Raw genomic sequence first — 26,999 nt, forward strand, 5'->3', positions numbered from 1 at the left:
AGCAGCCGCCCTCGGGTCATCGGGGCGGCGGCGTTTCATGGACTGCTTGGATGAGCCAACCGGCGTCCTGCCGGACCAGTTCCAGCTGAATCCGCTGCATGCTGGGATCGGTGTGGTCCTGCACCACGCTGCCATCGGCCCTCAACTGGCGGAACGGCGCCGTGATGACCGTCGCAGCCACCATGACCGGTTGGCCCGACGCTGGTGCTGCCGGGTCAACCGTGAGGTCCTCGAGAGTGGTCTCGAAGTCCTGCAGCCAATCGCCCGCCTCGGTCAGCGCCGCGACGATATCCCGGTCGGTGTCCATGACGGCGGTTCCGGCCACATTGACCCGCTCGAGCAGTGTGGCAGACCGGGTACGCAGGGCTTCGGCACGCAACCATGCCAGAGCGGGCACGGCCGCGGCCGCGTCGTCGCCATGCAGTGCCTGCTCAAGGTCCGCCGGCATGGTCCGTGCCTCCGGCGGTGCCGCAGCCCGTCCTTCACGCTGCGCCGCGGCAACCTGCTGCACGGACTGGCCGCCGCCGGCAATTTGCGCCGCCTCCCGGGCACTCGGCGGAGCGGAGCTGCTCACCGCTGCGAGGGTCAACCCCGCCGCCGCAGCCACGGCTGTCAGCGCGAGCACCGCCCTGCCCCACCGTCGTCCGGCGGCTGGCCGGGCGTCGACGGCGGCGGGCGGATGTTGTTCACGTCCTCCTGTGCCACGCTCCCGCAGCCGCGGCGGCAGCGGGAGCCGCGTGCGGATCCGGGGCCGGGACCGCAGCCCGGGCAACGGCGCGGGCTTTTTGTCCGGCCGGCCCGCCCGCTTCCCCTCCCTCTGGCGCCGGGTCAACAGTTGGCTGGCCACGGATGGATGTGCCGACGCGGTCAGGTCCAGCGCCTCGGGGCGCGCGGTCCTGATCACGCGCCGGGCGAACTCTGCCGCCGACGGGCGCTCGTTCGAACGCTCCGCCAGTCCTTCTTCCAGCAGGGCAACCAGCTCCTCCGGCACATCAGGCACCAACGCGCCCAGCGGCGGGCGGTGTGCAGTGGCACCGGGCACCCGTCCGGTGAGGGAGAACCAGCCGATGGCAGCCAGTGCGTAGACGTCCGCTTCTGGGTCCAGCCCGCCCTCGGCCGGCATCCGGTGTGGCGCACTGAACCCGGGCGTGCCTGCCGCCGGCGGCTTATCGCTGCCCAGCGCACGCCCAACGCCCAGATCGGCCAGCAACGGCTTGCCCACCGCCGTGAACAGCACGTTGCCAGGCGAGACATCGCCGTGGACCACTCCGGTGCCGTGCAAGTAGTCGAGGGCACTGGCCAGCGGAGTCAGGATGGTCACCGCTTCGCCCACCGACAAGGGGCCCCGGGCGGCGACGAGCGCCGCCAGCGAACCACCGGCGGCATATTCCAGCAGCAGCCCCGGTCCCCGGTCCGTAGCCGCCTGACCATGCGTTTGCAGCAGGTGCTCATGCCGCCCGCCCGCCAACAAGGCCGATTCGCGGTCCGCCGCAGCAACGATGGTCTCCACCAGCGGCGTGTTGCTGACCACGGCCCAGGGCGCAGGCCTGCCAGCATCGGCAGCCGGCCCATGGAGCGCCGCACGCCGCGTCATCGGCGGCGCACCGGCGTCGTCGTGGTTTGCAGCAGAGCCGCGCCGGTCCGACAGCACCTTCAAGGCATACTCGGTACCTGTCGCCGCTTCCCGGACCAGCCACACCGATGCCGAGGCGCCGCTGCCGAGCCACCGCTGCACGATGAATCCCGGTGCCGCCGGACGCGGCGGTTCCTGCCCGGCGAGGGCCGTGCCGTCTGTCCGCTCGTCGTCGTCCATGCCTTACTTCTACTCCGTTCGGCGACGGTGCGCTGGCGTTATCCACAGCCCGCTCCGGTACACAAATAGAACTGCCGGTCGCCGGAGCGTAGGCTTGCGGGATGGCACTTGAGTTTTCGCGGGTGGGATTTGCCCCTGACTACGTCGACTATGAAGAAGGCTGGGCGCTGCAACGCCGGCTGCACGCTGAAGTGGTGGCGGGTTCCGCCCCCAGTACGGTGCTGTTGCTGGAACACAGGCCGGTGTATACCGCCGGAAAGAGGACCGAAGAGCACGAACGGCCGCTGGACGGCACCCCCGTGGTCAGCGTGGACCGCGGCGGCAAACTGACCTGGCACGGGCCCGGCCAGCTGGTGGGTTACCCCATCGTGGCCCTCCCCGATCCCACCAAGGTCGCCGACTACGTGGACATCCTGGAGCAGGTCCTGATCAATGTGCTCGCAGATTACGGCGTAACAGGCACACGGATCGAGGGCCGGTCAGGCGTGTGGATCGACGCCGACGAGCGCGGCCCGGCCCGCAAGATCGCCGCCATCGGCATCCGTGTCAATCACCGGGTGACCATGCACGGCTTTGCCTTGAACTGCCGTAATGATCTGGCGCCCTACAGCCAGATCATTGCCTGCGGCATCACCGATGCCGGCACCACCACCATCCAGGCCGAAACCGGCTTGGACGTCGCGCCGGCCGACATCGCCGACCGGGTGGAGGCGGAACTCCGCTCGTACGAAACCTCGCTGGTCAAGGCCGCTACCCCCGGCCCCGCGGCCACCGACACCGACCCTGGCCACCGCCAGACCGAAGGAGCCCTGCTGTGACGCTCGCCCCCGAAGGACGCCGCTTGCTGCGCGTCGAGGCCCGCAATGCCGCAACACCCGTGGAGCGCAAGCCGGATTGGATCAAGGCCAAGGTCAGCATGGGCCCCGAGTACGTGGGCATGAAGAACCTGGTCAAAAAGGAAGGGCTGCACACGGTCTGCGAAGAGGCAGGCTGCCCCAATATCTTTGAGTGCTGGGAAGACCGCGAGGCAACGTTCCTGATCGGCGGCTCCGAGTGCACCCGGCGATGCGATTTCTGCCAGATCGACACCGGCAAGCCGTCGCCGCTTGACGTTCTGGAGCCCACCAAGGTGGCCCAGTCGGTGCAGCAGATGAACCTGCGCTACGCCACCGTCACCGGTGTGGCCCGCGACGACCTGGCCGACGAGGGTGTGTGGCTCTACGCCGAGACCATTCGGAAGATCCACGAACTCAACCCGGGCACCGGCGTCGAAATCCTGATCCCGGACTTCTCCGGCAAGCCCGAGCACATCACCGCGATCTGCGAGGCCAAGCCGGAGGTGTTCGCGCACAACCTGGAGACCGTGCCTCGGATCTTCAAGCGCATCCGCCCCGCGTTCCGCTACGACCGCTCGCTGGACGTCCTCACCCAGGGCCGCGACCAGGGCATGGTGACCAAGTCCAACCTGATGCTGGGGATGGGCGAGACCCGCGAAGAGATCTCCGAGGCGCTGCGCGACCTGCACGCCGCCGGCTGCGACCTGATCACCATCAACCAGTACCTGCGCCCGACCGAGCGCCACCACCCGGTGGAGCGCTGGGTCAAGCCCGAGGAATTCGTCGAGCTGAGCCAGGAGGCCGAGGAGATCGGCTTCCTGGGTGTGATGAGCGGGCCGCTGGTGCGCTCGTCCTACCGGGCCAGCCGCCTGTGGGCCACCGCCATGCGCAAGAAGGGCTTGGAGCTTCCGCCCGAGCTGGCCCACATCGGCGAATCCGGCAGCACCCGTCAGGAAGCCGCCACGCTGGTTGCTTCCCGCTAGCTGAACCGGCCGGAACCACGGTCCGGGGGCCGCCAGGCTGCCGGACCGTTGCCGTGTCCAGAGAAGGCGCGCGAGCGACCCGTCCGTCACGATAGAATTGAACATTATGGCCAATCGCACCGATTCCGATGCCCCGAAACGGGGTCTCTTCTCACGCAAGCCCAAGGCTGAGAAGCCGTCCAAAGCCAACAAGCAGCCCGGCCGGCTGAAGCAGATCGGCCAGGTCTTCCAAATGACCCGGCGCAACGACCCGAACGTTGTCTGGTTCATGCTGCTGGCCTTCCTCGGCATCGTCGCCGTGGGCTTGGCCGTCGGCCTGCTAATCAACAACTGGATCACGCTGCTGATCATCTCCATCCCGCTGGGCGTGCTGGCTGCCACCTTCATCCTGTCCCGCCGCGCCGAACGTGCTGCGTTCTCGCAGATTGAAGGCCAGCCGGGTGCTTCCGGAGCGGCGCTGAGCGTCCTGCGCCGCGGCTGGATACTGCAGGACCAGCCGGTGGCCGTGAATCCGCGGACTCAGGACGCGGTGTTCCGTGCCGTGGGCCGCCCCGGCATTGTGCTGGTCACCGAGGGTCCCTCGCACCGCGTGCGCCAGTTGGTGGAGTCGGAGCGCCGCAGGCTGCGCCGCATTCTGCCCAACGTCAAGATCCATGTGATCGAGACCGGCCGCGGCGAGGGCCAGGTGGAGCTGAGTAAGGTGGCCAAGACCGTGCAGAAGCTCAAGAAGGAACTGACCAAGCAGGAGGTCAGCGCCGTGGACAAGCGGCTGCAGGCCCTGGGCAGCAGCAAGCTGCCGATCCCGAAGGGCGTGGACCCGTTCAAGGCCCGCCCGGACCGCAAGGCCATGCGCGGACGCTGATCCTTCCCTAGATATGCGAGAGGGGCTGCCGGTTCTGAACCGGCAGCCCCTCTCGCACATCAGGAGTTGATTTTGTCTGCGTCCGCCTGCGGTTGTACGCGACGCTGGCCGCGTCAGCGGCGGATCAGGATGGTGCCCATGGCCCGGTCGTGCAGGCCGCGCTGGTCGGCGTCGAAAATGGCCGCCGGAATCACCAGGCACAACAGGATGGTGCGGACCACCGCGGGCATCAATCCCGGAGCGGAGCCGTCGAGTTTGCGCACCTGGATGCCGAGCAGCCGGTGGCCGATGCTGTAGCCCAGGGTTCCCACCAGCAGCAACTGCTCGACGGCGAACACAGCCAGGATGGAAAGCTGGCCGCCGCCCAGGAACGCGTTGGCGATCGCATAACAGAGCAGCCAGTCGATCAGCAGCGCCACGATCCGGCGACCCGGGCGGGCAATCGATCCGCTGCCGGATTGCGGTAGCCCAAGCCGCTGGCCGGGCCATTGCTGCATGTTGGACTGCGGGGGGCCTTCAAGCCAGGAACCAAGATCGCGTCTACTTACCACCCCTCAAGTTTACCGGTCGTCGATGGCGCTGGTTCCCGGAGCGGCCGGACCTCCCGCAACTGCTGGCAAAGCCGTCGGCCCGCTGCCGCTAAACTTGCAGTGCACATCGATTTAAGTAACCTGCCCGAAACAATTGCGACACTGACGGGAAATTCCCTGCTTCTACTGTTGTAACTGTTGCCGCCCCGTAGAGCGGAGGCAGGTTCCCCCAGAATGCGTAAGGAGCATGACCCGATGTTCAAGAATGCGGACGAGGTCCTCACATACATCGCCGACGAAGACGTCAAGTTCGTCGATATCCGTTTCACCGACCTGCCAGGCGTCCAGCAGCACTTCAACGTGCCCGCGAAGACCGTTGACGCCGACTTCTTCGTGAACGGGCAGCTCTTCGACGGCTCCTCGATCCGCGGTTTCCAGGGCATCGCCGAATCCGACATGCAGCTGATCCCGGATGTCACCACCGCATTCATCGATCCGTTCCGGGTGGAGAAGACGCTGGCCCTGAACTTCTCCATCGTGAACCCGCGAACCGGCGACCCGTACCACCGCGACCCGCGCGGCGTGTCCGAGCGTGCCGAGGCGTACCTTGCATCCACCGGGATCGCCGACACCGCGTTCTTCGCCCCGGAAGCCGAATTCTTCATTTTCGACGACGTCCGTTACCAGTCCAGCCCGGAGCACTCCTTCTATAAGGTGGACTCGGTCGAGGCCCACTGGAACTCCGGCAAGAAGGAAGAAGGCGGCAACCAGGGCTACAAGACCCCGGTCAAGGGCGGCTACTTCCCGGTGGCCCCCACCGACAAGCAGGCCGACCTGCGCGACGCGATCTGCGTGGAACTGGACGCCGTCGGCCTCGAAGTGGAACGGTCCCACCATGAAGTCGGCTCCGCCGGCCAGGCCGAGATCAACTACCGGTTCAGCACCATGACGCACGCGGCCGACGACCTGCTGAAGTTCAAGTACATCGTCAAGAACGTGGCCGATGCCTGGGGCAAGTCCGCCACCTTCATGCCCAAGCCCGTCTTCGGTGACAACGGTTCCGGCATGCACTGCCACCAGTCGCTGTGGACCGGCGGAGAGCCCCTGTTCTACGACGAGAAGGGCTACGCCGGCCTGTCCGACACCGCCCGCTGGTACATCGGCGGCCTGCTCAAGCACGCTTCCGCCGTGCTCGCGTTCACCAACCCCACGGTGAACTCCTACCGCCGGCTGGTCAAGGGCTTCGAGGCCCCGGTGAACATGGTCTACTCGCAAGGCAACCGCTCGGCCGGCATCCGCATCCCGATCACCGGTTCCAACCCCAAGGCCAAGCGCATCGAGTTCCGCGCTCCCGACCCCAGCTCCAACCCCTACCTGGCCTTCGCTGCCCAGCTGATGGCAGGCCTGGACGGGATCAAGAACCGCATCGAGCCGGCCGACCCGATCGATAAGGACCTGTACGAGCTGCCCGCCGAGGAAGCCAAGGACATCCAGAAGGCTCCGGGTTCGCTGGAGGAAGCGCTCGAGGCTCTGGAGGCGGACAACGAGTTCCTGCAGGCCGGCGGCGTCTTCACCCAGGACCTGATCGACACCTGGATCGCCTACAAGCGCGAAGAGGAAATCACACCGCTGGCCGCCCGCCCGAACCCCTACGAGTTCGAGCTCTACTACGGCTGCTAGCCCAAGCATGCGCTAGACGTGCGGCCGCCCCGGCATCCGCACGATCGTGAGCTCCTCGAAGCGGCCCGCTATTGCCCTCCGGCAACCAGCGGGCCGCTTTCGTGCGTCGACACCCGCTAACGGCCCAGCGCCTTGCGGAATATGGCCACCACGCCAACAAACACCAGCGCGGTGACCGTGAGCACGAACGAATAGGCGACACCGATGCGCAGTATCACCAGGAGCACCAGGAACAGGGCGAGCGCGACGATGAGCGCGTTCTTCACCGGTCGCGGGGTACGGCCGCTGAGTGTGGATCCTCCGTTTCCACCCATAAGCCACATTTTGCCACTGCCGGGCGTCCACGTCCCGTCCCTGGCCGGGCCACCTGCGCGCGTTAGGCCTCCGCCAGAATAGTCCTGTCCCCGGGCCGGCCGGACGGCACGCGCGCAGGCCCTAGCGGTGCGTTTCGGTGACGGCGGTGAGCAGGAACACCGAGTCTTCGGATGCTTCCACCGAGTGCCGCTCCTGCGGAATGACGGCCAGCTGGTTCTGGTTCACCGCCATGCGTCCGGACGCGGAGACCACGGTCACCGACCCTTCAAGGACCAGCAGGGTGCCGGCGAGAGGAGCGTTGTGCTCCCCCAGTTCGGCCCCGGCCTTCAGTGCGAGTACGGTTTGGCGCAGCGGACCGTCCTGGGCCACCAAGGCCGCACTGCGTCCGTGCGGCGAGCCGACCGCCACCGCCAGATGCTCGCGTCCAACCACATCGATGTCGGTCATCTCTGAAGTCTCCTTCGCTTAGGTTCCGGCATCAGCCTAGCCCGGTCCCCTTCCGGCAGCCATCAAAGCACAGCGGATGGCCCGACGGCGGTGCCTGCCGAGGCGGGCTGCCCGCCGCCGGCAGCGGCTCGGAGCGCCCTGGCCGGGAGTTCAGGTGCCGTAACCATAGAAGTAGCGCTCGAAAATGGCGCGGGCGCGCCGGGTCAGGCGCAGGTAATCTTCCTCGATGGCCGCTGCGTTGCCCGGCTCGTACCCGCACCAGCGCGCCACCGCTTCCAGGTCCCGCCGCGAGGCGGGCAGCAGGTCGGAGTTCTTACCGGCCCAGATCACATTGGCCGAGCGGATCCGGGTGGCCAGGCTCCAGCTCCGGCCGAGCGTTGCCGCGTCGTCCTCGGGCAGCAGCCCGGCGGCGGCGATGGCCGAGAGCGCCGCCAAGGTGTTGGTGGTGCACAGCTCCGGACGCCCGTGGGCGTGCTGCAGCTGCAGCAACTGCACCAGCCATTCCACGTCGCTGAGTCCGCCGCGGCCCAGCTTCAGATGCCGGGCCGGATCGGCGCCGCGCGGCAGCCGCTCGGATTCCACCCGGGCCTTGATCCGGCGGATCTCGCGGGCTTGGTCGCTGGCCAGCTCCGCCGGATAGCGGATCGGATCCACCAATGCCATGAAGTCTTCGGCGAGGTCGTCGTCGCCGGCCATCGGGCGGGCGCGCAGCAAGGCCTGTGCCTCCCACACCAGCGACCAGCGCTGGTAGTACTCCCGGTACGAGTCCAGCGACCGCACCATCGGCCCGTTCTTGCCTTCCGGCCGCAGGGCCGCATCCACCTCCAGCACCCGCTCGGCCAGCACCGGCGGAGTACACGGCTGCTTTAGCAACGCAGAAATCCGGGCCACGATGCGCTCCGCCTGCTGCTGGGCCTGGCCGGGATCCGCACCCGGCAACGGCCGGTGCACGTACATCACGTCGGCATCCGAGCCGTAGCTGATTTCGCGTCCGCCCTGGCGGCCCATGGCGACCACCAGTAGCGCCGTCAACCGTCCCTCCGACTCCAGCACGGAGGTTTCCGCCACGTGCAAGGCCCCGAGCACTGCAGCCCGGTCGGCGTCGGACAAGGCCGCGCCGACCTGGCTTTGCTCCAGCAGGCCGGACGAGTCGGCGAGCGCTATGCGCAGCGTTTCCCGGCGGCGGATCAGCCGGATCAGCCGGATGGCCTCTTCCGGCACCGGATGGCGGGACATCTTGGATTGGATCTCCTGCCACTGGGCGTCGAAGCTCAGCGGCACCAGGTCTTTGTCCGTGCCCAGCCACGCCGTCGATTCCGGCGAAACCTCCAGCAGGTCCGTGATGAAGCGGCTGCTGGAGAGGACGTGGCACAGCCGTTCGGCGGCGGAGCTCGAGTCGCGCAGCATGCCCAGATACCAGTGCGAGTCCCCCAGCCGTTCGCTCAACCGCCGGAAGCCCAGCAGCCCGGCGTCGGGGTCCACCCCGGAAGCGATCCATTCCAGCAGCACCGGCAGCAGTTGGCGCTGCAGCGATGCCTTCCGGCTGACCCCGCCGGTCAGAGCCTCAATGTGGCGCATGGCGCCGCGCGGATCCTGGTAACCCAAGGCGGCCAGCCGGCCCTGGGCCGCCTCGGGGCTGAGCCGCACTTCGTCCAGGCTCAGGTTGGACGCGGCGGCCAGCAGCGGCCGGTAGAAGATTTGCTCATGCAGGGCCCGCACCCGGCGCTTGGTCTGCTGCCATTTCTCCAGCAGTTCCGCCGGTGCCGGGCGCCGGTCCAGCAGCGCGCCCTGTGCGGCCTTGGCCAGCACGCGCTGGGCCTGCTCGGCTTCGGGCATCAGGTGGGTCCGGCGCAGCTGCACCAGTTGGATCCGGTGCTCCAGGACACGCAGGAACCGGTACGCCTCATCGAATTCGCGGGCGTCCGCCCGGGAGATGTAGCCGGCCACGCTCAAGGCCCCGATGGCGGAGGTGGTGTCCCGCTGCCGGATGGACTCGTCCACACGGGCATGGACCAGCTGGAGCAATTGGACCGTGAACTCGACGTCCCGGAGTCCGCCGCGCCCCAGCTTGATCTGCCGGCCGCGCTCATGGGCCGGAATGTTTTCCGTGACCCGGCGGCGCATGGATTGCACCGACTCGACAAAGCCGTCGCGCTCCGAGGAGGACCACACCAGCGGTGCGACCGCTTCCTCATACCGGCGGCCCAGCTCGGCGTCGCCGGCCACCGCCCGGGCCTTCAGCAACGCCTGGAACTCCCAGCTCTGGGCCCAGCGCCGGTAGTACGTCAGATGCGAATCCAGGGTCCGCACCAACGGCCCGTCTTTGCCCTCCGGCCGCAGGTTGGCGTCCACTTCCCAGAGTCCGGGCTCCGGCCCGGGGGACGAGATGGCGCGCGCCGTTCCGGTGGCCAGAGCGGCACCTATGGCAGCGGCATCGCCGTCGTCGAGTCCCTCGGCCTCGACGACGTACACCACGTCGACGTCGGAAATATAATTCAGCTCGCCGGCGCCGCATTTGCCCATCCCGATGATGGCCAGTTTCACCGCCGCAACGTCCTCGGCGGGATAGCGTTCCGCCACCTCGGCCCGGGCCACCGCCAGCCCGGCCTCCAGCGCAGCCGCCGCCAGGTCGGCTAGCTCCCGGCCGACCGCCGGCATGAAGTCGACCGGAGAGGCAGCGCAAAGATCGCGGATGGCCAGTTCGGCCAGATGCCGGCGGTACGTGCTCCGCAGCTCGATGTAGGCGTCCTTGCCGGCGAGGGACGCGACCGGTTGGTCGGACAGCGGATCTGCCCGGACGGACTGCAGCATCGAACTGCGCAGCCGGGACGCCGGAACGCTGCCCGGTTCCGGGCCGATATCCGTGTCCAGGACATCAAGGTGCTCCGGCCGGCGGAGCAGGAATTCGCCCAGTGCTTCCGAGGCCCCGAGCAGCCTGAACAGGGCTTCGCTCCCGTCGCCACCCGTGTTGATGACCTCAACCAGGGACGGGTTCTTCTCCAGCAGCCGGACCAGGGTGACCAGCGCCTGGTCCGGGTCCGCGCTGACGGCGAAGCCCGCCTCCAACCGTTCCTGGCTGACGCCGGTCAGTTCCTTGGCCTTCAGGAAACGGGTGCTGCGCTCCAGGTCGTGAAAACCTCGGGCAATCAAACGCCGGGTGGTGAGCACTGTCTTTCGTCCTAGAGGATTCCGATGTTGCGCTTCAGCTCGTGCGGGGTCACCTGCAGCCGGTAGTCGTGCCATTCGGCGCGCTTGTTCCGCAGGAAGATTTCGTAGACCTGCTCGCCCAGGATGCCGGCGACCAGTTCGGACTCTTCCATCGCCCGGATGGCGTCGTGCAGGCTGGACGGCAGCGGATCAAGGCCCATGGCGCGGCGCTCCGCGGTGCTCAGGCTCCAGACGTCGTCCTCGGCCGCCGGCGGCAGCTCGTAGCCTTCCTCGATCCCCTTCAGGCCTGCCCCGAGCAGCACCGCGTAGGACAGGTACGGGTTGGCGGCCGAGTCAATGCCGCGGTACTCGACCCGGGCCGACTGGCCCTTGTTCGGCTTGTAGAGCGGAACCCGCAACAGGGCGGAGCGGTTGTTGTGGCCCCAGGAGATATAGCTGGGGGCCTCTCCCCCGCCCCACAGCCGTTTGTACGAGTTGACGAACTGGTTGGTGACCGCGGTGAACTCCGGGGCGTGGTGCAGGATCCCGGCCATGAACTGGCGGGCCGTTTTGGACAGCTGGTATTCGGCGCCGGCTTCGAAGAACGCGTTCGAATCGCCCTCGAACAACGAGAAGTGGGTGTGCATGCCGGAGCCGGGATGATCGGAGAAAGGCTTGGGCATGAAGGTGGCATAGATGCCCTCCATCAACGCCACTTCCTTGACCACCGTGCGGAAGGTCATGATGTTGTCCGCGGTCTGCAGGGCGTCGGCGTAGCGGAGGTCGATTTCGTTCTGCCCGGGACCGTCCTCATGATGGCTGAACTCCACCGAGATGCCCACGTTTTCCAGCATGGTCACCGCCGTGCGGCGGAAGTCCTGTGCCACGCCGCCGGGCACGTGGTCGAAATAGCCGGCCCGGTCCACGGGCACCGGAATCCCGTCCGGCCCCAGTTCGTCGGACTTGAGCAGATAAAACTCGATTTCCGGATGGGTATAGCAGGTGAAGCCCATCTCCGCCGCCTTGCTGAGCGTCCGCTTCAGCACGTTGCGCGGATCGGCGCTGGAGGGCTCGCCGTCGGGCGTGAGCACATCGCAGAACATCCGCGAGGTCTGCTCCGCCTCGCCCCGCCAGGGCAGGATCTGGAATGTAGTGGGGTCCGGCTGGACCAGCATGTCCGACTCGAAAACCCGAGCCAGGCCCTCGATCGAGGAACCGTCGAAGCCGAGCCCTTCTTCGAAGGCGCCTTCCACCTCAGCAGGAGCCAGCGCCACGGATTTCAGCGACCCGACGATGTCCGTGAACCAGAGCCGGACGAACCGCACGTCGCGCTCTTCGATGGTGCGGAGGACGAATTCCTGCTGACGGTCCATGGGCTGCCTTTCACTATGTCCGCAAGCGGCTTCTGACTCGGCGCCGGAAGCCGCCTGCCAGAGCCTGCCGTGTACTTCCCTTAGCCTACTGGCAGCACCGCCGAAACTTTCCGCCCGGTAACGCGGCCGCGCACAAGTGGAGCAAGCAGACGTCTGAGGATTAGGCTCTATCACATGCCCACTTCACAGCCTTCCGGCGCAGAGCAGCCGGCTCCCTACGGCACGCCCGCGGCGTCTTCGGCGCCGCGCCCGGCCCGCCGCACCCGCATTCACCACCTGCAGCAGGCCAAGGACGAGGGCCGCCGCTTTGCGATGCTGACCGCGTATGACCAGTACACCGCGGAGATTTTCGATGCGGCCGGGATCGAGGTGCTGTTGATCGGCGACTCGGCGTCCAACAATGTGCTGGGCAACGAGACGTCGCTGCCGATCACGGTGGACGAAATGCTGCCGCTCTGCCGGGCGGTCGCCCGTTCGGCCCGGAGCGCCTTCGTCGTTGCCGACCTGCCCTTCGGCAGCTATGAGGTCTCGCCGGCGCAGGCGGTGGAAACCGGCGTGCGTTTCCTGAAGGAAACGGGAGTACATGCGGTGAAGATGGAGGGCGGCGCGTACTACGCGGACACCGTCCGTGCCCTGGTGCAGGCCGGCGTTCCGGTGATGGCCCACATCGGCTTCACCCCGCAGAGCGAGCACGCGTTGGGCGGCTACCGGGTGCAGGGCCGCGGCGACGACGCCGGGCGGCTGATTGACGATGCGCTGGCGCTGGAAGCAGCCGGGGCGTTTGCGGTGCTGATGGAGATGGTCCCGGCCGAGGCGGCAGCCAAGGTTGATCAGGCCCTGCACGTTCCCACTGTCGGCATCGGAGCCGGTCCGTCGACCACCGGCCAGGTGCTCGTCTGGCAGGACATGGTGGGTCTGCGCGGGGGCAAGATGGCCAAGTTCGTCAAGCAGTATGCAGACGTGCGCAGCATCATTTCCGACGCCGCTGCCGCCTTCCGCTCGGAGGTCCAGGACGGCGCGTTCCCCGGCCCGGAGCACTCCTTCTAGCGCGGGTCTGCCACCCGGACGCGCTGGCCCCGGGCGGGCGGGGCCCCCCGACCGCGTCAGTCGTCCTCGGCGTCCCACTCCTCGTTGCGCTGATGCACCTTTTCCAGCGCGTGCTCGGCCTCTTCGCGGGTCGCGTACGGGCCGATCAGTTGGGTCCAGTCGGACTGGGCGCCCACTTCCACCTGGTGGGTGACGACGTTGTACCAGAAATCCGCCATGCCGGCCTCCTTAAGTTGACGGCGCCGTTGCAGCGTAGCCGCCTGCCGGCGTCTGACCCGCCCGGCACCGCTGCAGCACCTATATGATCGATACTATGCCCCACAACGCAGCAACAGCACCCGCCGGAACCCTCGTTCAAGGCACCATCAGCCCCACCTTGCCGGTCCCCGCTTCGATCGAACGGCCCGAGTACGCGTGGAAACCAGCGCCGGCTAAATTCACCGGTTCCGAGGTCAAGTCGCCGGAAACCATCGAAAAAATCCGCACCGCAGGTCGGATCGCTGCACAGGCCATCGTGGAGGTCGGCAAGCACATCGAACCAGGCGTCACCACCGACCAATTGGACCGGATCGGCCATGAGTTCCTGCTGGACCACCATGCGTATCCGTCCTGCCTGGGCTACCGCGGCTTCCCGAAGTCGATTTGCTCCTCCCTCAATGAGGTGATTTGCCACGGGATCCCGGATACCACCGTGGTGCAGGACGGCGACATCATCAACATCGACATCACCGCCTACCTGGACGGCGTCCACGGGGATACCAACCACACCTTTCTGGTCGGCGACGTCGACGAGGAGTCGAGGCTGCTGGTCGAGCGCACGCAGGAGTCGCTGCGCCGCGGCATCAAAGCAGTGGCGCCGGGCCGCGAAATCAATGTCATCGGCAGGACCATCGAGTCCTACGCCAAGCGTTTCGGCTACGGCGTGGTCCGCGATTTCACCGGCCATGGCGTGGGCGAAGCGTTCCACACCGGTCTGATCATCCCGCATTACGACGCCGCCCCCGCCTACAGCCGGGTGATCGAGCCGGGAATGGTCTTCACCATCGAGCCAATGTTGACGTTGGGCACCATCGAATGGGAGATGTGGGACGACGACTGGACGGTTGTCACCAAGGACCGCAAGCGGACCGCCCAGTTCGAGCACACCCTGGTGGTCACCGACTCGGGCGCGGAGATCCTGACCCTGCCCTAACCCGCCACCCTCCGGTGCAGCGGGTAGGCTACCGAATAGTCTGGCGCGGCACGCCGGATACAAGCGCACACGGAGGTGGCATGGCGACCAAGGACGGCAAGGACGGCAAGGCAGCCAAACTGGCAGCACGCTCGGCAATCGGGATCGATATCGGCGGCACCGGCATCAAGGGCGGCATCGTGGACCTCAAAAAGGGAAACCTGGTCGGCGACCGCATCCGTTACGACACTCCCCGCCCGTCCACGCCGGACGCCGTGGCCGACGTCGTCGCCCGCATCGTCACCGAACTCTGCGCCCGGCCCGAGGGCCCGGCGCCGGACCGCCCGGTGGGCGTCACCTTCCCGGCCATCATCCGCCACGGCGTCGCCCGGTCGGCGGCAAACGTTGACCCCAGCTGGATCGGCACCGACGTCGACTCGCTGCTCACCGCCAAGATGTCCCGTCCCGTCCAGGTCATCAACGACGCGGACGCGGCCGGGCTGGCCGAGGCCCGTTATGGGGCCGGGTCCGGAGTGAAGGGCACCCTGCTGGTCATCACCCTGGGCACCGGCATCGGCTCCGCCTTCATCTTCAACGGCAAGCTGGTGCCCAACGCCGAACTGGGGCATCTCGAGCTGGACGGGCACGACGCCGAGTCGAAGGCTTCCGCCGCGGCCCGGGAACGCGAGGGGCTGGACTGGGAGGAGTATGCCGAGCGCCTGCAGCGCTACTTTTCGCACGTGGAGTTCTTGTTCTCGCCGGAGCTGTTCATCATCGGCGGCGGTATATCGAAACGGAGCGAGGACTTCCTGCCCCTGCTTCGGCTGGCCACGCCGATCATTCCGGCGCAGCTGCGCAACAACGCCGGCATCGTCGGGGCTGCGCTGCAGTCGGCGATCCACTTCGGTTTCGCCAAGTAAAAAGTTGGTGCCGGTGGCGGCCTCGGCTTCCCCTCCGCAGCCGCCACCGGAGTCTTGAGTGCGCTATTGCGCTGTCAGCGGCCGTTGCCGGCCTTCTGGCCCCTGCTGGCCGTTTTTCTGCGCATCGCGGCGCAGCTGGTCGATGGCGGATTCGAAATCCTCCAGCGATTCGTAGCCCTGGTACACGCTGGCGAACCGCAGGAAGGCGATCAGGTCCAGCTTCTTCAGCGGGCCGAGGATCGCCAGCCCCACCTCGTGGGCGTCGATTTCCGCCGCGCCGCTGGCGCGGACCGATTCTTCGACTTCCTGCGCCAGCATGGCCAGGTCGTCTTCCGTCACCGGCCGGCCCTGGCAGGCCTTGCGCACGCCGTTGACCACCTTGGTGCGGCTGAACGGCTCGCTGACCCCCGAGCGCTTGATCACGCTGAGGCTGGTGGTCTCGACCGTGGTGAATCGGCGCCCGCAGGCCGGGCATTGCCGGCGCCGGCGGATCGCCGAGCCGTCATCGGTCAGCCGGCTGTCCACCACGCGCGAATCGGAGTTGCGGCAGAACGGGCAATACACGCAACACTCCTTCCGTGGGGTAACAGCAACAAATTCATCCTAGGACTATATCTAGGTGAATTACAAGACTGTGATTACTACATGTTGGGGTTCGGCCCGCTCAGGCGAACCGGATGGTCACGGCGTCGCCGTGCGCCGGGAGGTCCTCGGCCCGGGACAGCGCATCGATGTGTCCGCTGACTTCCCGCAGTGCTCCGCTGCCGTAATTGATCACCTGGACCGCCCGCAGGAAGGTTGTCACATTGAGGCCGCTGGCGAAGGTGGCGGTGCCGCTGGTGGGCAGTACATGGTTGGAGCCGGCGCAATAGTCGCCCAAGCTCACCGGGCTGTAGTCGCCCACAAAGATCGCGCCGGCGTTACGGATCCTGGCGGCCACCGCGGCCGCGTCGGCGGTCTGGATTTCCAGGTGTTCGGCGGCATAGGCGTCGCAGACGGCGATGCCCTGTTCCAGCCCGTCCACCAGGATGGTGCCCGACTGCGGTCCGGACAGTGCCTGGCGGACACGCTCGGAATGCTTGGTCCCGGCAATCTGCCGGCCGAGTTCCCCGCGCACGGCCTCCGCCAGTTCCGCTGAGGCAGTGATCAGCACGGAGGCTGCGTGCGGGTCGTGCTCGGCCTGGCTGATCAGGTCGGCGGCCACGAAGGCAGGATTGGCGGTCTCGTCGGCCAGGATCGCGATCTCGGTAGTGCCCGCTTCCGCGTCGATGCCGACCACGCTCTTGACCAGCCGCTTGGCCGTAGCCACGAAAACATTGCCGGGTCCGGTGACCACGTCCACGGGTTCAAGCGCCGGGCCGTGACCGTTGGCGGGCACACCGTAGGCGAAGGCGGCCACCGCCTGCGCACCGCCGATGGCGTAGACCTCGTCGATGCCCAACAGCTTCGCAGCAGCCAGGATGGTGGGGTGCGGCAGCGACCCGAAGTCCTTCTGCGGCGGCGAGGCGAGCGCGATGGACGCCACGCCCGCCGCCTGTGCCGGCACCACGTTCATCACCACGGAAGAGGGATACACCGCCAGCCCGCCGGGAACATAGAGCCCCACGCGGTTTACCGGGATCCACTTGTGCGTCACCACGGCCCCGTCGCCGATTTCGACGTCGGTGTCGCCCGGCTTCTGCGCCTCGGCGAACCGCCGGGCGCGCGCGATGGACTCCTCCAGGGCGGCCCGGACCTGCGGATCCAGCTGGTCCAGGGCCTCGTCCAGCGCCGCCGCCGGCACGCGCGGGTGAAGCTGCTCCACGCCGTCGAACCGGCGCGCGAGCTCGGCCAGGGCGGCAAACCCGTCTGCGCGAACCTTGCCGATGATCTCCTCGACGGCGCCGGTCGCGGCGTCGAATGTGGTGTCCGCGCGCGGCATCGCGGCTTTCAGCTCAGCGGTGCCGAGGCTGCGGCCGCGCAGGTCCAGGGTGGGGAAATCGCTAAAGGTGTTGGCTGCAGAAGTCACCCACCCATTCTACTGACCCGTCGACGCCGCCGGGTCAGGCGTCGAGGCAGGCTGGCCCCAGCAGCACCTTGAGGTCGCCGAACAGCGAGGGGTTCGGGTTGACCCGCAAGTCCACCCCCAGCTTCATCACCTCGACTTTGCGGGAGCTGTTCAGCCGCACCTGCACCTCGGTAGTGCCGGGATGCGTGCGCAGCACATCACCCAGCGCGGTGACCACCGACTCGGTCGCCTTGAAGCTCGCCATCGAGATCACCACCGGACCGGAGTGCCCGTCGCTGAGGTCTGGCACGGTCAGTTCCTGCGCATTCAGGGTGACCGCACCGTCGTCGCGGCGCTGCAGCCGGCCCCTGACCACCACGATCAGGTCTTCCGCCAGCACGGTGGCGATCGGCGCATAGGCCTGGCCGAAGAACATGACCTCCATCGAGCCGCCGAGGTCCTCGACTTCGGCGCGGGCATAGGCGTTGCCACTGTTCTTGGCGATTCGGCGCTGCAGCGAGGTGATCATGCCCGCAATAGTGATGATCTGTCCGTCCGGCGGGCCGTCCTCGCCGATCAGCGAGGTGATCGACATGTCCGCGTGCTGGCTCAGGATGCCATCCAGTCCCTGCAGCGGATGGTCGGAGACGTACAGGCCCAGCATGTCGCGCTCGAAGGCCAGCTTGTCCTTCTTGTCCCACTCGGGCAGGTCCGGCACATCAACCGCGAGTCCCCCGGCGGTTTCGCCGCCGTCGTCGAACGCGCTGAATAGGTCAAATTGGTTGGCGGCCTCGTTGCGCTTGAGCACAATGACGGAGTCCACCGCTTCTTCGTGGATCATCGCCAGCGCGCGGCGCGGGTGGCCCAGCGAGTCGAACGCGCCGGCCTTGACCAGCGATTCGATGGTGCGCTTGTTGCAGACCACGGCCGGTACCTTCTGCAGGAAGTCGCTGAAGCTGGCGAAGTTGCCCTTCTCGTCGCGGGAGCCCACCATGGCATGCACCACGTTGGCACCGACGTTGCGGATGGCGCCCATGCCGAAGCGGATGTCCTTGCCCACCGGGGTGAAGTTCAGTGCCGATTCGTTCACATCCGGCGGCAGCACGGTGATGCCCATGTGGCGGCATTCGTTCAGGTACAGGGCCAGTTTGTCTTTGTCATCCCCCACCGAGGTGAGCAGCGCGGCCATGTACTCGGCCGGATAGTGCGCCTTCAAGTAGGCGGTCCAGTAGGAGACCAGGCCGTAGGCGGCCGAGTGCGCTTTGTTGAACGCGTAGTCGGAGAACGGCAGCAGGATGTCCCACAGTGCCTTGATCGCTGCCTCGGAGTAGCCGCGGTCCACCATGCCCTGGTGGAACCCGGCGTACTGCTTGTCCAGCTCCGACTTCTTCTTCTTGCCCATCGCGCGGCGCAGAATGTCCGCTTGGCCGAGCGAGAAGCCTGCCACCTTCTGGGCAATCGCCATCACCTGCTCCTGATACACGATCAGGCCGTAGGTGGTGTCCAGGATGTCCCGCAGCGGTTCTTCCAGCTCCGGGTGGATCGGGGTGATCTCCTGGAGGCCCGTTTTACGCAGGGCGTAGTTGGTGTGCGAGTTGGCGCCCATCGGACCCGGCCGATACAGCGCGATGACTGCGGAGATGTCTTCGAAGTTGTCCGGCCGCATCATCTTCAGCAGCGACCGCATCGGGCCGCCGTCGAGCTGGAAGACGCCCAGGGTGTCGCCGCGGGCGAGCAGATCGTAGGACCCGCGGTCGTCCAGGTCCAGCGTCTCAAGATCCAGGTCCACGTCCTGGTTCATCTTGATGTTCTCAATGGCGTCGGTGATGATCGTCAGGTTCCGCAGTCCGAGGAAGTCCATCTTGATCAGGCCGAGGCCTTCACAGGTGGGATAGTCGAACTGCGTAATGACCTGGCCGTCCTGCTCCCGGCGCATGATCGGGATGATGTCGATCAGCGGGTCCGAGGACATGATGACGCCGGCGGCGTGCACGCCCCACTGGCGCTTCAGCCCCTCCAGGCCGAGCGCGGTTTCGAAGACCTTGGCGGAATCCGCGTCGGACTTGAGCAGCTCGCGCATCTCCTCGGCCTCGCCGTAGCGCTTGGCGCTGGGATCGTGCACTTCCTTCAGCGTCAGGCCCTTGCCCATGACATCCGGCGGCATGGCCTTGGTCAGCCGCTCGCCGGTGGAGAACGGATAGCCCATCACCCGGGATGAGTCCTTCAGCGCCTGCTTGGCCTTGATCGTGCCGTACGTGACGATCATGGCCACGCGGTCGTCACCATACTTCTCGGTGACGTACTTGATTACTTCCGGTCGGCGCCGGTCATCGAAGTCGACGTCGAAGTCAGGCATCGAGACGCGGTCCGGGTTCAGAAAGCGCTCGAAGATCAGGCCGTGCTTGAGCGGGTTCAGGTCGGTGATGCGCATTGCGTAGGCCACCATCGAGCCGGCACCGGAACCGCGGCCCGGGCCAACCCGGATGCCGTGGTCCTTAGACCAGTTGATGAAGTCGGCGACCACGAGGAAGTAGCCCGGGAAGCCCATTTGGAGGATGATGCCGATCTCATATTCGGCCTGCTTGCGCACATCGTCGGGAATCCCGCCCGGGAACCGATACTGCAGCCCCTTCTCGACTTCCTTGACGAACCAGGATTCCTCGTTCTCCCCCTCCGGTACGGGGAACACCGGCATGTAGGAGGCTTTGGTGTTGAACTCCACGTTGCAGCGCTCGGCGATCAGCAGGGTGTTGTCGCACGCTTCGGGCACATCGCGGAAGATGGCCCGCATCTCCGCCGGGGATTTCAGGTAGAACTCGTCCGCATCGAACTTGAACCGCTTCGGGTCGGCCAGCGACGAGCCGGACTGCACGCACAGCAGCGCCGCGTGCGACTTGGCATCCTCGGCGTGCGTGTAGTGAAGGTCGTTGGTGGCCACAAACGGGAGCCCGAGTTCGCGCGCCAGCTTGCGCAGGTCGGTCTGCACGTTGCGCTCGATGTCCAGCCCGTGGTCCATCAGCTCGCAGAAGAAGTTCTCCTTGCCGAAGATGTCCCGGAAATCGGAGGCGGCCTGCTTGGCCTCGTTGTAGAGGCCCAGCCGCAGCTTGGTCTGGACTTCGCCGGACGGGCAGCCGGTGGTGGCAATCAGGCCCTTGCCATAGGTCTGCAGCAGATCCCGGTCCATCCGGGGCTTGTACAGGTAGCCTTCCAGCGACGCCAGCGACGAGGCACGGAAGAGGTTGTGCATGCCCTCGGTAGTCTCAGCCCACATGGTCATGTGGGTGTAGGCACCGGCGCCGGAGACGTCGTTGCGTCCGCCGTCGCCCCAGCGCACGCGCGTCTTGTCCGCCCGGGCGGTGCCCGGAGTCAGGTACGCCTCGACGCCGACAATGGGTTTGACCCCGGCGTTGCGGGCCTTGTTCCAGAAATCGAAGGCACCGAAGACGAACCCGTGGTCCGTCGTCGCCACCGCGTTCATGCCCAGTTCCTCGGTGTGGCTGAACAGGTCGGTCAGCCGCGCGGCACCATCGAGCATCGAGTACTCGGTGTGGTTGTGGAGATGGACGAAGGAATCGTTGCCGGTCTTGGAAGAAGTCACTGCTGCCACCGTTTCATTCTAGGTGTCGGAGCCAGCGAGTCCGGACTACACGCGGTGTTCGGCCAGTGCCTGCAGCGCGTAAGCCAGGTCCTGCGGGTACTCGCTTTCGTATTCAACCCACTCCCCGGTGCCGGGGTGGTGGAAGCCAAGCTTTTTGGCATGCAGCCACTGCCGGGTCAGACCCAGCGCAGCGGCGAGTTTGGGATCGGCGCCGTAGGTCAGGTCGCCGGCGCAGGGATGCCGGAGCGCCGAGAAGTGCACGCGGATCTGGTGGGTCCGGCCGGTCTCCAAGTGCACTTCGACCAACGACGCCTTGCCGAAGGCCTCGAGGACCTCATAGTGGGTTAGCGAATGCCGGCCGTCTTCCACCACGGCGAACCGCCAGTCGTAGCCTGGGTGCCGGCCGATCGGCGCGTCGATGGTGCCCTCTAACGGATCCGGCAGCCCCTGCACGAGCGCGTGGTAGACCTTGTCCACCGTGCGGTCCTTGAACGCCTGCTTCAGCAAGGTGTAGCCGTGCTCGGTCTTGGCCACCACCATCACTCCGGAGGTTCCCACGTCCAGCCGGTGGACGATCCCGGCACGTTCGGCGGCTCCCGACGTCGAAATCCGGTAGCCGCGCGCGGCCAAGGCACCCACCACGGTGGGCCCCACCCAACCGGGCGACGGATGTGCCGCCACGCCGACCGGTTTGTCGATGACGACGAAATCGTCCTCGTCTCCGAGAATCTTCAAATCCTCAACCTCTTCCACCACGACGGCGAGCGGATCACGCTGCTCCGGTACGGCAATGCGCAGGCTCCCCCGTTCGGGGAGCTTCGCCGATTTGGCGATGGCCCGGCCATCCAGTTCCACGCATTTGTCGCCGAAAAGCGCCGCGGCGGCCGAGCGGGACATTCCCAGCAGCGCGGCGACAACCGTGTCTGCCCGTTCGCCGGCCGTACTGCTGTCCAGCTGGACGACCCTAACGTCGTCAGTCACCGCTCTCCCCTGCCGGCTTGCCGCCGTCGACCGGCTTGCCGTCCCCGTTCGAGCTGCGGTCCCCGGCCTTCGCGGTCTGCCGGGTGCCATCCATGCCAATCCCCATGAAGGTCAGCACGCACCACAGGATGACCGCGCCGACCACGGCGGAGTCGGCGATGTTGAAGATCGCAAAGTTGGGGAAGGCGATGAAATCCACCACGTGCCCGAGGCCGAAAGCGGGTTCGCGGAACAGGCGGTCGGTCAGATTGCCCAGCGCGCCGCCCAGCAGGAAGCCGAGCGCCACGGACCACCACAGGGACCGAACCTTGCGGGCGTAGACCAGGATCGCAATGGCGACGGCCGACATCACCAGGGTGAACACCCAGGTGTGGTCCTGGCCGATGGAGAAGGCTGCGCCGGAGTTGCGGATGAAATGCCAGTGCAACAGCGGCGGCAGCACCGGGGTGATCTGCCCCTCGGTCATGGTGGACACGACCCACCACTTGGTCAACTGGTCAAAGGCGTAGGCGAAGGCGGCGCAGCCTGTCAGCAGCAGGATGAACCGGCCCTTGCCCTTGCGTTGTCCGGTCTCGGCCGCCTCCCCGTCGTTGGATCGGTCGGCTGCCGGTGGAGTTTCTGACATGTCTCTCTCGTCTTCAGTGCCGTCCGGGGCACCCGATGCGGTGTCCAAAGGCAATGGCCGGCGGCAGGATGATCCCGGCGCCGGCCATGGGGAGCCCTGTGGAACAGGGCCTTGAGTTACCTTCCGCGCTTACGCGTCGGCGCTGTCCTTGACCTCGGGGGCAGCGAAGGAGCCGCGGGCTTCCAGATCGCGCAGCTGGCCTTCGATGTAGGCCTTCAGCCGGGCGCGGTAGTCGCGCTCGAAACCACGCAGCTGCTCGAGCTTGCGCTCCAGCACGGCCTTCTGCTGCTCGAGGTTGCCCAAGGTCTTACGGCTCTTTTCTTCGGCGTCGTTGACCAGGCTGCTGGCTTCCAGCTGTGCCTCGGCGATGATCTTGTCCCGCTGCTCCACGCCGGCGGTGACGTACTCGTCGTGGAGCTTCTGGGCCATGGCCAGCACGCCCGCCGCAGACTCGGCGGTAGCGGAGCGGTCGGTCTCGGGCGCCGCGGCGGCGGCGGGAGCCGGCTTCGGCTCTTCCTTCGCCTTGGGCTCGACCTTCGGTTCTTCCTTGACCTGTTCGCGGACCTGTTCGGTCTTCGGGGCAGCCGAGACCGGAGCCGGCACGGAGGCCTCCGGAGCCTGGCCCGACGTGGCTTCAGCCAGCTTCTTGCGAAGTTCGTCGTTCTCCTGGTTCAGCCGGCGGAGTTCAACAACGATCTCATCGAGAAAATCGTCGACCTCATCCTGGTCATAGCCTTCGCGAAACTTAGTCGGCTGGAACCTCTTGTTGACAACGTCTTCTGGCGTCAAAGCCATCTGGTCACCTCATACTGGTTCGTGTGGGTCATGAATTCAACGTGCTGGATTCATAACAACGGTAGCGAATATTCCCCGTGCAAGGACATCCGCCAGCTATATCTGAATCAGAATATATCGTTTCGGAGACGAACACTAACGCGCCGCCGGTCAGGCCAAACCCGCCACAACCGCCATGGCGATCGTCACGGCAAGGAACAGCACCAGGAAGGCAAGGTCAAGCGCGAATCCGCCGATCCGCAGCGGCGGAATGATCCTGCGCAGGCCCTTCAGCGGCGGGTCCGTCACGGTGTAGATGACGGAAGCCGCGACCAGGGCGATACCGCGCGGCCGCCAGCGCCGGGCGAAGGCTTGCACGACTTCAAAGACGATGCGCACGATCAAGCCCAGCTGGAACAACATCAAGATCAGGTACAGCAGGACGAAAATGATGGACACGCCGGTTCCACGATTCCTAGCGCTAGAAGGATTTTGACGGGCGGCACGCCTCCCGGGAAGTGCGGCGGGCTAGCTCTGGTTAAAGAAACTGGCCTGCTGGTCACTGGACTTGCGGTCCTCACCCAGCACTTCCACGCTCGACGGCGAGAGCAGGAAAACCTTATTGGTAACCCGTTCAATGCTACCGTGCAGGCCGAAGACCAGTCCGGCGGAGAAATCGACCAGGCGCTTGGCTTCCGCCTCGCCCATGTCTGTGACGTTCATGATCACCGGGATGCCGTCGCGGAAACTCTCGCCAATAATCTTGGCGTCGTTGTAGGAGCGCGGGTGCACGGTGGTGATCTGGTGCAGCACGGTGGCGTCCTCGCGGGCAGAGGGTGCGCGCTTGATCGGCGTCACCGGGGCACGGTATTCCTCGGCAGCCGGCTTCACCGGTGCCGCCGATGGCTCAGCGCGGCGCTCCTGTCGGGGCTGGTCCACGGGCTGCTCCTCATCTCGAGCGGGGGTGTCCGCCTGCTCGGCTTCGTAGTGCTCGTCACCATCGGCGAGCCCAAGATAAATCATTGTCTTGCGCAGTGTGCCTGCCATGGTAGCTCCCATCCTGTCTTCAGCGCTGCCGCATACCCTGCGCGGCCCCGGTCACGAACTTGGGGTCCGGCAAAGTGCCTGCCTAGCCAAAACGCTACCGCACGGCCGGTCGCGGTCCGAGGACATCTGATCCGACACGGAGGTGTGTCGCGCCGGCAGCGACCGCTGCCTCAAGGTCCTGGCTCATCCCTGCCGAAACCATGCCGGCCCCGGGGTGCTCCTCCCGGAGCCGATGCGAGAGTTCAGCCAACCGGCCGAAGGCCCGGGCCGGGTCTGCGCCCAGCGGCGCGACCGCCATCAGTCCGGCCGGAGTCAACCCCTCGGCCGCCTGCAAGGCGTCGGCCAGCGCCAGGATTTCCCCGGGGCGGGCACCGCCGCGGGCGGCCGTTCCGGCTGCCTTCCGCAGGTCCGGCTCGTCAAGGTCCACCTGGATCAGGCAGCCGAGAGCCGACCGGGGTTCAAGCCCGGCAGCCTGCCGCCGTTCCTGCTCGGCCGCCATGGCCTTGCGCAGCGCCTGGACCAGTTGCGGCCGGTCCACCGAATGCAGCAGATCGGCGTACTGGACCACCGATTTGGCCTTGTTTGTCTGCAGCTGGCCGATGAAATGCCAGCGCAGCCCGCGGCCGGACAGCTCCGCGGCCTTCGCGGCTGCTTCCTGATCCCGGTTTTCCCCGACGTCGGTTACGCCCAGCTCGTGCAGCAGCGCCACGTCGGAGGCGGGGAAGAACTTCGTCACCACAATCAGCTCCGGCTCCGCCGCGCGTCCGGCTGCGGCCCGGGTGATCCGCTCCCGGACGCGTTCCAGGTTCGCTGACAGTTCGACCTTCCGGGCGTTGGTGCTCATGCGTCCTTCCAGACCAGGCCGGCGAACCGGCCGGTGCGTTGATCCAGCCGGTAGGAGTACAACCGGCCTTCCTCCCGGGTGCAGCCAGGTACCCGGTGCGCCTGCACGCCGAGTCCGGCCAGCTCTGCGGTGGCCCCGGCGGCGAGATCAAGCGCCGCGGTGCCCCATGCGGTCCTCGCTGCCAACTCAGGAATCCTGGCTACGGCGTCGGCCTGCATCTGCTCGGGAACCTCATAGCAGGCTCCGCAGATGGACGGCCCGATCCATGCCTGCAGCCCGCCGGCGCCCGCGTCCCGAAGCCCAGCAACGGCGTTGGCCAGCACCCCGTCCAGCAGTCCGCGGCGGCCGGCATGCGCCACCGCGGTGGCGGCACCGCCGTCGGGCAGTGTTCCCACCAGCAGCACCGGCAGGCAGTCCGCAACCATCACGGCCAGCGGCACAGCGCCGTCCGGGCTCACCAGGGCGTCGGCCGTCACAGCCGGCTGCGTCGAAGCCGGACCCCCGGGCGCCACGACCACGGCCTCGGCCGAATGCACTTGGTTCATGAACCGCAGCGAACCGGCTGGTACCGGCAGGGCGCCCTCCAGCGACCGACGCCGCCGGTGCACGGCGTCGGCGTCGTCGCCCACATGCAGGCCCAGGTTGCCAGCCGAGCGGTCGGTGAATGCGGCCCACACGCCGGCGTGGACCTGCTGCTTCCACCAGAACACTGCCGGAACCCTCCTGGACTGGTTACTTCAAGAAATCCGGAACATCCAGGTCGTCGACCCGGCCCGCGCTCAGGTCCGGCTCCACGATGGCCGGAAGATCCATGTCGAAGCCGGCATCGGCCGGAACGTGCGCGGACTGCGAAACCATGCCGCCGAAGCCGTGCTCGGTCGGTTCGGAAACGGGCACGGAGGGCTGCGCGGCAGGCACGGCGGGGGCGCCCGCCGGCGCCGCGGCCGGCTTCTGCGCCGGGGCTGCGGACGTGACATCCACCTGGTCGAAGCCGGCGGCGATGACGGTGACCCGGGCTTCGTCGCCGAGGGCGTCGTCGATGACGGCGCCGAAGATGATGTTCGCCTCGGGGTGCGCCACTTCCTGCACCAGCCGTGCGGCCTCGTTGATTTCGAACAGGCCCAGATCCGAGCCGCCCTGGATCGAGAGCAGCACACCGTGCGCCCCGTCGATGGAGGCCTCCAGGAGCGGAGACGCGATGGCCAGTTCGGCGGCCTTGACTGCACGGTCCTCACCGCGGGCGGAGCCGATGCCCATCAGCGCCGAGCCGGCACCCTGCATCACGGACTTGACGTCTGCGAAGTCGAGGTTGATCAGGCCGGGCGTGGTGATCAGGTCGGTAATGCCCTGGACACCGGAGAGCAGCACCTGGTCAGCGGAGCGGAAGGCATCCAGCATGGAGACGTTACGGTCGCTGATGGACAGCAGGCGGTCGTTCGGGATCACGATCAGGGTGTCGACTTCGTCGCGCAGCGTTTCGATGCCGGTTTCGGCCTGGTTCGACCGGCGGCGGCCCTCGAAGGTGAACGGCCGGGTGACGACGCCGATGGTCAGCGCGCCGAGCGAGCGGGCGATCCGGGCCACGACGGGCGCGCCGCCGGTACCGGTACCGCCGCCTTCACCGGCCGTCACGAAGACCATGTCCGCGCCGCGCAGGACTTCCTCAATCTCCTCGGCGTGGTCGTCGGCAGCCTTGCGGCCCACTTCCGGGTCGGCTCCGGCGCCCAGTCCGCGGGTGAGCTCACGCCCGACGTCGAGCTTGACGTCGGCGTCACTCATCAACAGTGCCTGAGCGTCGGTATTGATCGCGATGAACTCCACGCCGCGGAGCCCCACCTCGATCATCCGGTTGACGGCATTCACGCCACCGCCGCCGATGCCGACGACTTTGATGACGGCCAAGTAATTCTGCGGTGCTGCCACGTCCTGTGTCCCTTGCTCGAGTCTGTGCACTGATCAGTTCTGCCGAAGCGGGCGGGTCCCCGGTCCGGTAGTTTCACCTGAACCTTAACCTTCAAC

The 26,999-nt window shown here is 66.9% G+C and carries 25 protein-coding genes; 7 read left to right on the top strand and 18 right to left on the bottom strand.

What is annotated here, in order from left to right; all coding sequences use genetic code 11:
* Positions 1-16: 16 nt before the first annotated feature.
* The gene (locus ACWF5H_RS07750) at positions 17-1,813 is read right to left on the bottom strand and encodes a protein kinase domain-containing protein (protein ID WP_452035963.1); all 1,797 of its coding nucleotides are present in this window, start codon (positions 1,811-1,813) and stop codon (positions 17-19) included.
* A gap of 101 nt (positions 1,814-1,914) precedes the next feature.
* Here ACWF5H_RS07750 and lipB point away from each other — a divergent pair, with 101 nt between their 5' ends.
* From lipB to ACWF5H_RS07765, 3 genes are all read left to right on the top strand, one after another.
* A complete protein-coding gene (lipB, locus tag ACWF5H_RS07755) occupies positions 1,915-2,631 on the top strand; it encodes a lipoyl(octanoyl) transferase LipB (RefSeq protein WP_452035964.1) in 717 nt (238 codons plus the stop codon).
* On the top strand, positions 2,628-3,632 hold the full coding sequence (gene lipA / locus ACWF5H_RS07760; RefSeq protein WP_452035965.1) for a lipoyl synthase: 1,005 nt from the start codon (positions 2,628-2,630) through the stop codon (positions 3,630-3,632). The genes lipB and lipA overlap by 4 nt, the downstream gene beginning before the upstream one ends.
* Before the next feature lie 106 nt (positions 3,633-3,738).
* The gene (locus tag ACWF5H_RS07765; protein WP_127514393.1) at positions 3,739-4,494 is read left to right on the top strand and encodes a DUF4191 domain-containing protein; all 756 of its coding nucleotides are present in this window, start codon (positions 3,739-3,741) and stop codon (positions 4,492-4,494) included.
* Positions 4,495-4,607: 113 nt separating this feature from the next.
* Here the strand turns inward: ACWF5H_RS07765 and ACWF5H_RS07770 are convergent, their stop codons facing one another.
* The gene (locus tag ACWF5H_RS07770; RefSeq protein WP_364649703.1) at positions 4,608-5,045 is read right to left on the bottom strand and encodes an RDD family protein; all 438 of its coding nucleotides are present in this window, start codon (positions 5,043-5,045) and stop codon (positions 4,608-4,610) included.
* Between the two features lie 234 nt (positions 5,046-5,279).
* Here ACWF5H_RS07770 and glnA point away from each other — a divergent pair, with 234 nt between their 5' ends.
* Positions 5,280-6,704 carry a type I glutamate--ammonia ligase gene (gene glnA, locus ACWF5H_RS07775; protein WP_364649700.1) on the top strand — a complete coding sequence of 475 codons (1,425 nt, stop codon included), beginning with the start codon at positions 5,280-5,282 and terminating at the stop codon, positions 6,702-6,704.
* Between the two features lie 116 nt (positions 6,705-6,820).
* On the opposite strand, the gene ACWF5H_RS07780 is transcribed toward glnA, so the two are convergent.
* The 4 genes from ACWF5H_RS07780 to ACWF5H_RS07795 form a co-directional block, all read right to left on the bottom strand.
* Entirely contained in the window at positions 6,821-7,018 is a 198-nt protein-coding gene (locus ACWF5H_RS07780; RefSeq protein WP_452035966.1) for a hypothetical protein, read from the bottom strand.
* Between the two features lie 121 nt (positions 7,019-7,139).
* Positions 7,140-7,466, bottom strand: a complete 327-nt coding sequence (locus tag ACWF5H_RS07785) for a cupin domain-containing protein (RefSeq protein WP_364649694.1) — start codon at positions 7,464-7,466, stop codon at positions 7,140-7,142.
* A 150-nt stretch (positions 7,467-7,616) separates the two neighbouring features.
* Positions 7,617-10,634, bottom strand: a complete 3,018-nt coding sequence (locus ACWF5H_RS07790) for a bifunctional [glutamine synthetase] adenylyltransferase/[glutamine synthetase]-adenylyl-L-tyrosine phosphorylase (protein ID WP_452035967.1) — start codon at positions 10,632-10,634, stop codon at positions 7,617-7,619.
* 11 nt (positions 10,635-10,645) lie between these two features.
* On the bottom strand, positions 10,646-11,986 hold the full coding sequence (locus tag ACWF5H_RS07795) for a glutamine synthetase family protein (RefSeq protein ID WP_127514406.1): 1,341 nt from the start codon (positions 11,984-11,986) through the stop codon (positions 10,646-10,648).
* Positions 11,987-12,160: 174 nt separating this feature from the next.
* Between ACWF5H_RS07795 and panB the strand changes: the two genes are divergently transcribed.
* The gene (gene panB, locus ACWF5H_RS07800; RefSeq protein WP_364649688.1) at positions 12,161-13,033 is read left to right on the top strand and encodes a 3-methyl-2-oxobutanoate hydroxymethyltransferase; all 873 of its coding nucleotides are present in this window, start codon (positions 12,161-12,163) and stop codon (positions 13,031-13,033) included.
* Between the two features lie 56 nt (positions 13,034-13,089).
* Here panB and ACWF5H_RS07805 read toward each other — a convergent pair whose 3' ends face one another.
* Positions 13,090-13,284 carry an SPOR domain-containing protein gene (locus ACWF5H_RS07805; protein WP_364650181.1) on the bottom strand — a complete coding sequence of 65 codons (195 nt, stop codon included), beginning with the start codon at positions 13,282-13,284 and terminating at the stop codon, positions 13,090-13,092.
* A 62-nt stretch (positions 13,285-13,346) separates the two neighbouring features.
* Here ACWF5H_RS07805 and map point away from each other — a divergent pair, with 62 nt between their 5' ends.
* Positions 13,347-14,225 (top strand): type I methionyl aminopeptidase, encoded by an 879-nt coding sequence (map, locus tag ACWF5H_RS07810; protein ID WP_452035968.1) that lies wholly within the window; start codon positions 13,347-13,349, stop codon positions 14,223-14,225.
* A gap of 80 nt (positions 14,226-14,305) precedes the next feature.
* A complete protein-coding gene (gene ppgK, locus ACWF5H_RS07815; RefSeq protein WP_364649682.1) occupies positions 14,306-15,124 on the top strand; it encodes a polyphosphate--glucose phosphotransferase in 819 nt (272 codons plus the stop codon).
* A 63-nt stretch (positions 15,125-15,187) separates the two neighbouring features.
* On the opposite strand, the gene nrdR is transcribed toward ppgK, so the two are convergent.
* From nrdR to ftsZ, 11 genes are all read right to left on the bottom strand, one after another.
* Positions 15,188-15,688: a transcriptional regulator NrdR gene (nrdR, locus tag ACWF5H_RS07820; RefSeq protein WP_127514416.1), complete on the bottom strand. Its 501-nt coding sequence runs from the start codon at positions 15,686-15,688 to the stop codon at positions 15,188-15,190.
* Between the two features lie 100 nt (positions 15,689-15,788).
* Positions 15,789-17,132, bottom strand: a complete 1,344-nt coding sequence (hisD, locus tag ACWF5H_RS07825) for a histidinol dehydrogenase (RefSeq protein ID WP_452035969.1) — start codon at positions 17,130-17,132, stop codon at positions 15,789-15,791.
* Positions 17,133-17,166: 34 nt separating this feature from the next.
* Entirely contained in the window at positions 17,167-20,646 is a 3,480-nt protein-coding gene (gene dnaE / locus ACWF5H_RS07830; RefSeq protein ID WP_452036074.1) for a DNA polymerase III subunit alpha, read from the bottom strand.
* 108 nt (positions 20,647-20,754) lie between these two features.
* Positions 20,755-21,690 carry an RluA family pseudouridine synthase gene (locus tag ACWF5H_RS07835; RefSeq protein WP_452035970.1) on the bottom strand — a complete coding sequence of 312 codons (936 nt, stop codon included), beginning with the start codon at positions 21,688-21,690 and terminating at the stop codon, positions 20,755-20,757.
* A complete protein-coding gene (gene lspA / locus ACWF5H_RS07840; protein ID WP_364649673.1) occupies positions 21,683-22,315 on the bottom strand; it encodes a signal peptidase II in 633 nt (210 codons plus the stop codon). Before lspA ends, ACWF5H_RS07835 begins: the two co-directional genes overlap by 8 nt.
* A 129-nt stretch (positions 22,316-22,444) precedes the next feature.
* Positions 22,445-23,110, bottom strand: coding sequence for a DivIVA domain-containing protein (locus tag ACWF5H_RS07845; protein ID WP_364649670.1), 666 nt, complete (start codon positions 23,108-23,110; stop codon positions 22,445-22,447).
* A 150-nt stretch (positions 23,111-23,260) separates the two neighbouring features.
* Positions 23,261-23,548, bottom strand: a complete 288-nt coding sequence (locus ACWF5H_RS07850) for a YggT family protein (RefSeq protein WP_127514426.1) — start codon at positions 23,546-23,548, stop codon at positions 23,261-23,263.
* 69 nt (positions 23,549-23,617) lie between these two features.
* Complete coding sequence (locus ACWF5H_RS07855) at positions 23,618-24,136, bottom strand: cell division protein SepF (RefSeq protein ID WP_452035972.1); 519 nt, start codon at positions 24,134-24,136, stop codon at positions 23,618-23,620.
* A gap of 94 nt (positions 24,137-24,230) precedes the next feature.
* On the bottom strand, positions 24,231-24,980 hold the full coding sequence (locus ACWF5H_RS07860) for a YggS family pyridoxal phosphate-dependent enzyme (protein WP_452035973.1): 750 nt from the start codon (positions 24,978-24,980) through the stop codon (positions 24,231-24,233).
* Positions 24,977-25,690, bottom strand: coding sequence for a polyphenol oxidase family protein (locus ACWF5H_RS07865; protein WP_452035975.1), 714 nt, complete (start codon positions 25,688-25,690; stop codon positions 24,977-24,979). Before ACWF5H_RS07865 ends, ACWF5H_RS07860 begins: the two co-directional genes overlap by 4 nt.
* 22 nt (positions 25,691-25,712) lie before the next feature.
* Positions 25,713-26,903 (bottom strand): cell division protein FtsZ, encoded by a 1,191-nt coding sequence (gene ftsZ, locus ACWF5H_RS07870; RefSeq protein WP_452035977.1) that lies wholly within the window; start codon positions 26,901-26,903, stop codon positions 25,713-25,715.
* Positions 26,904-26,999 lie beyond the last annotated feature (96 nt).

It is taken from the genome of Arthrobacter sp. NPDC055138, from assembly GCF_053607305.1.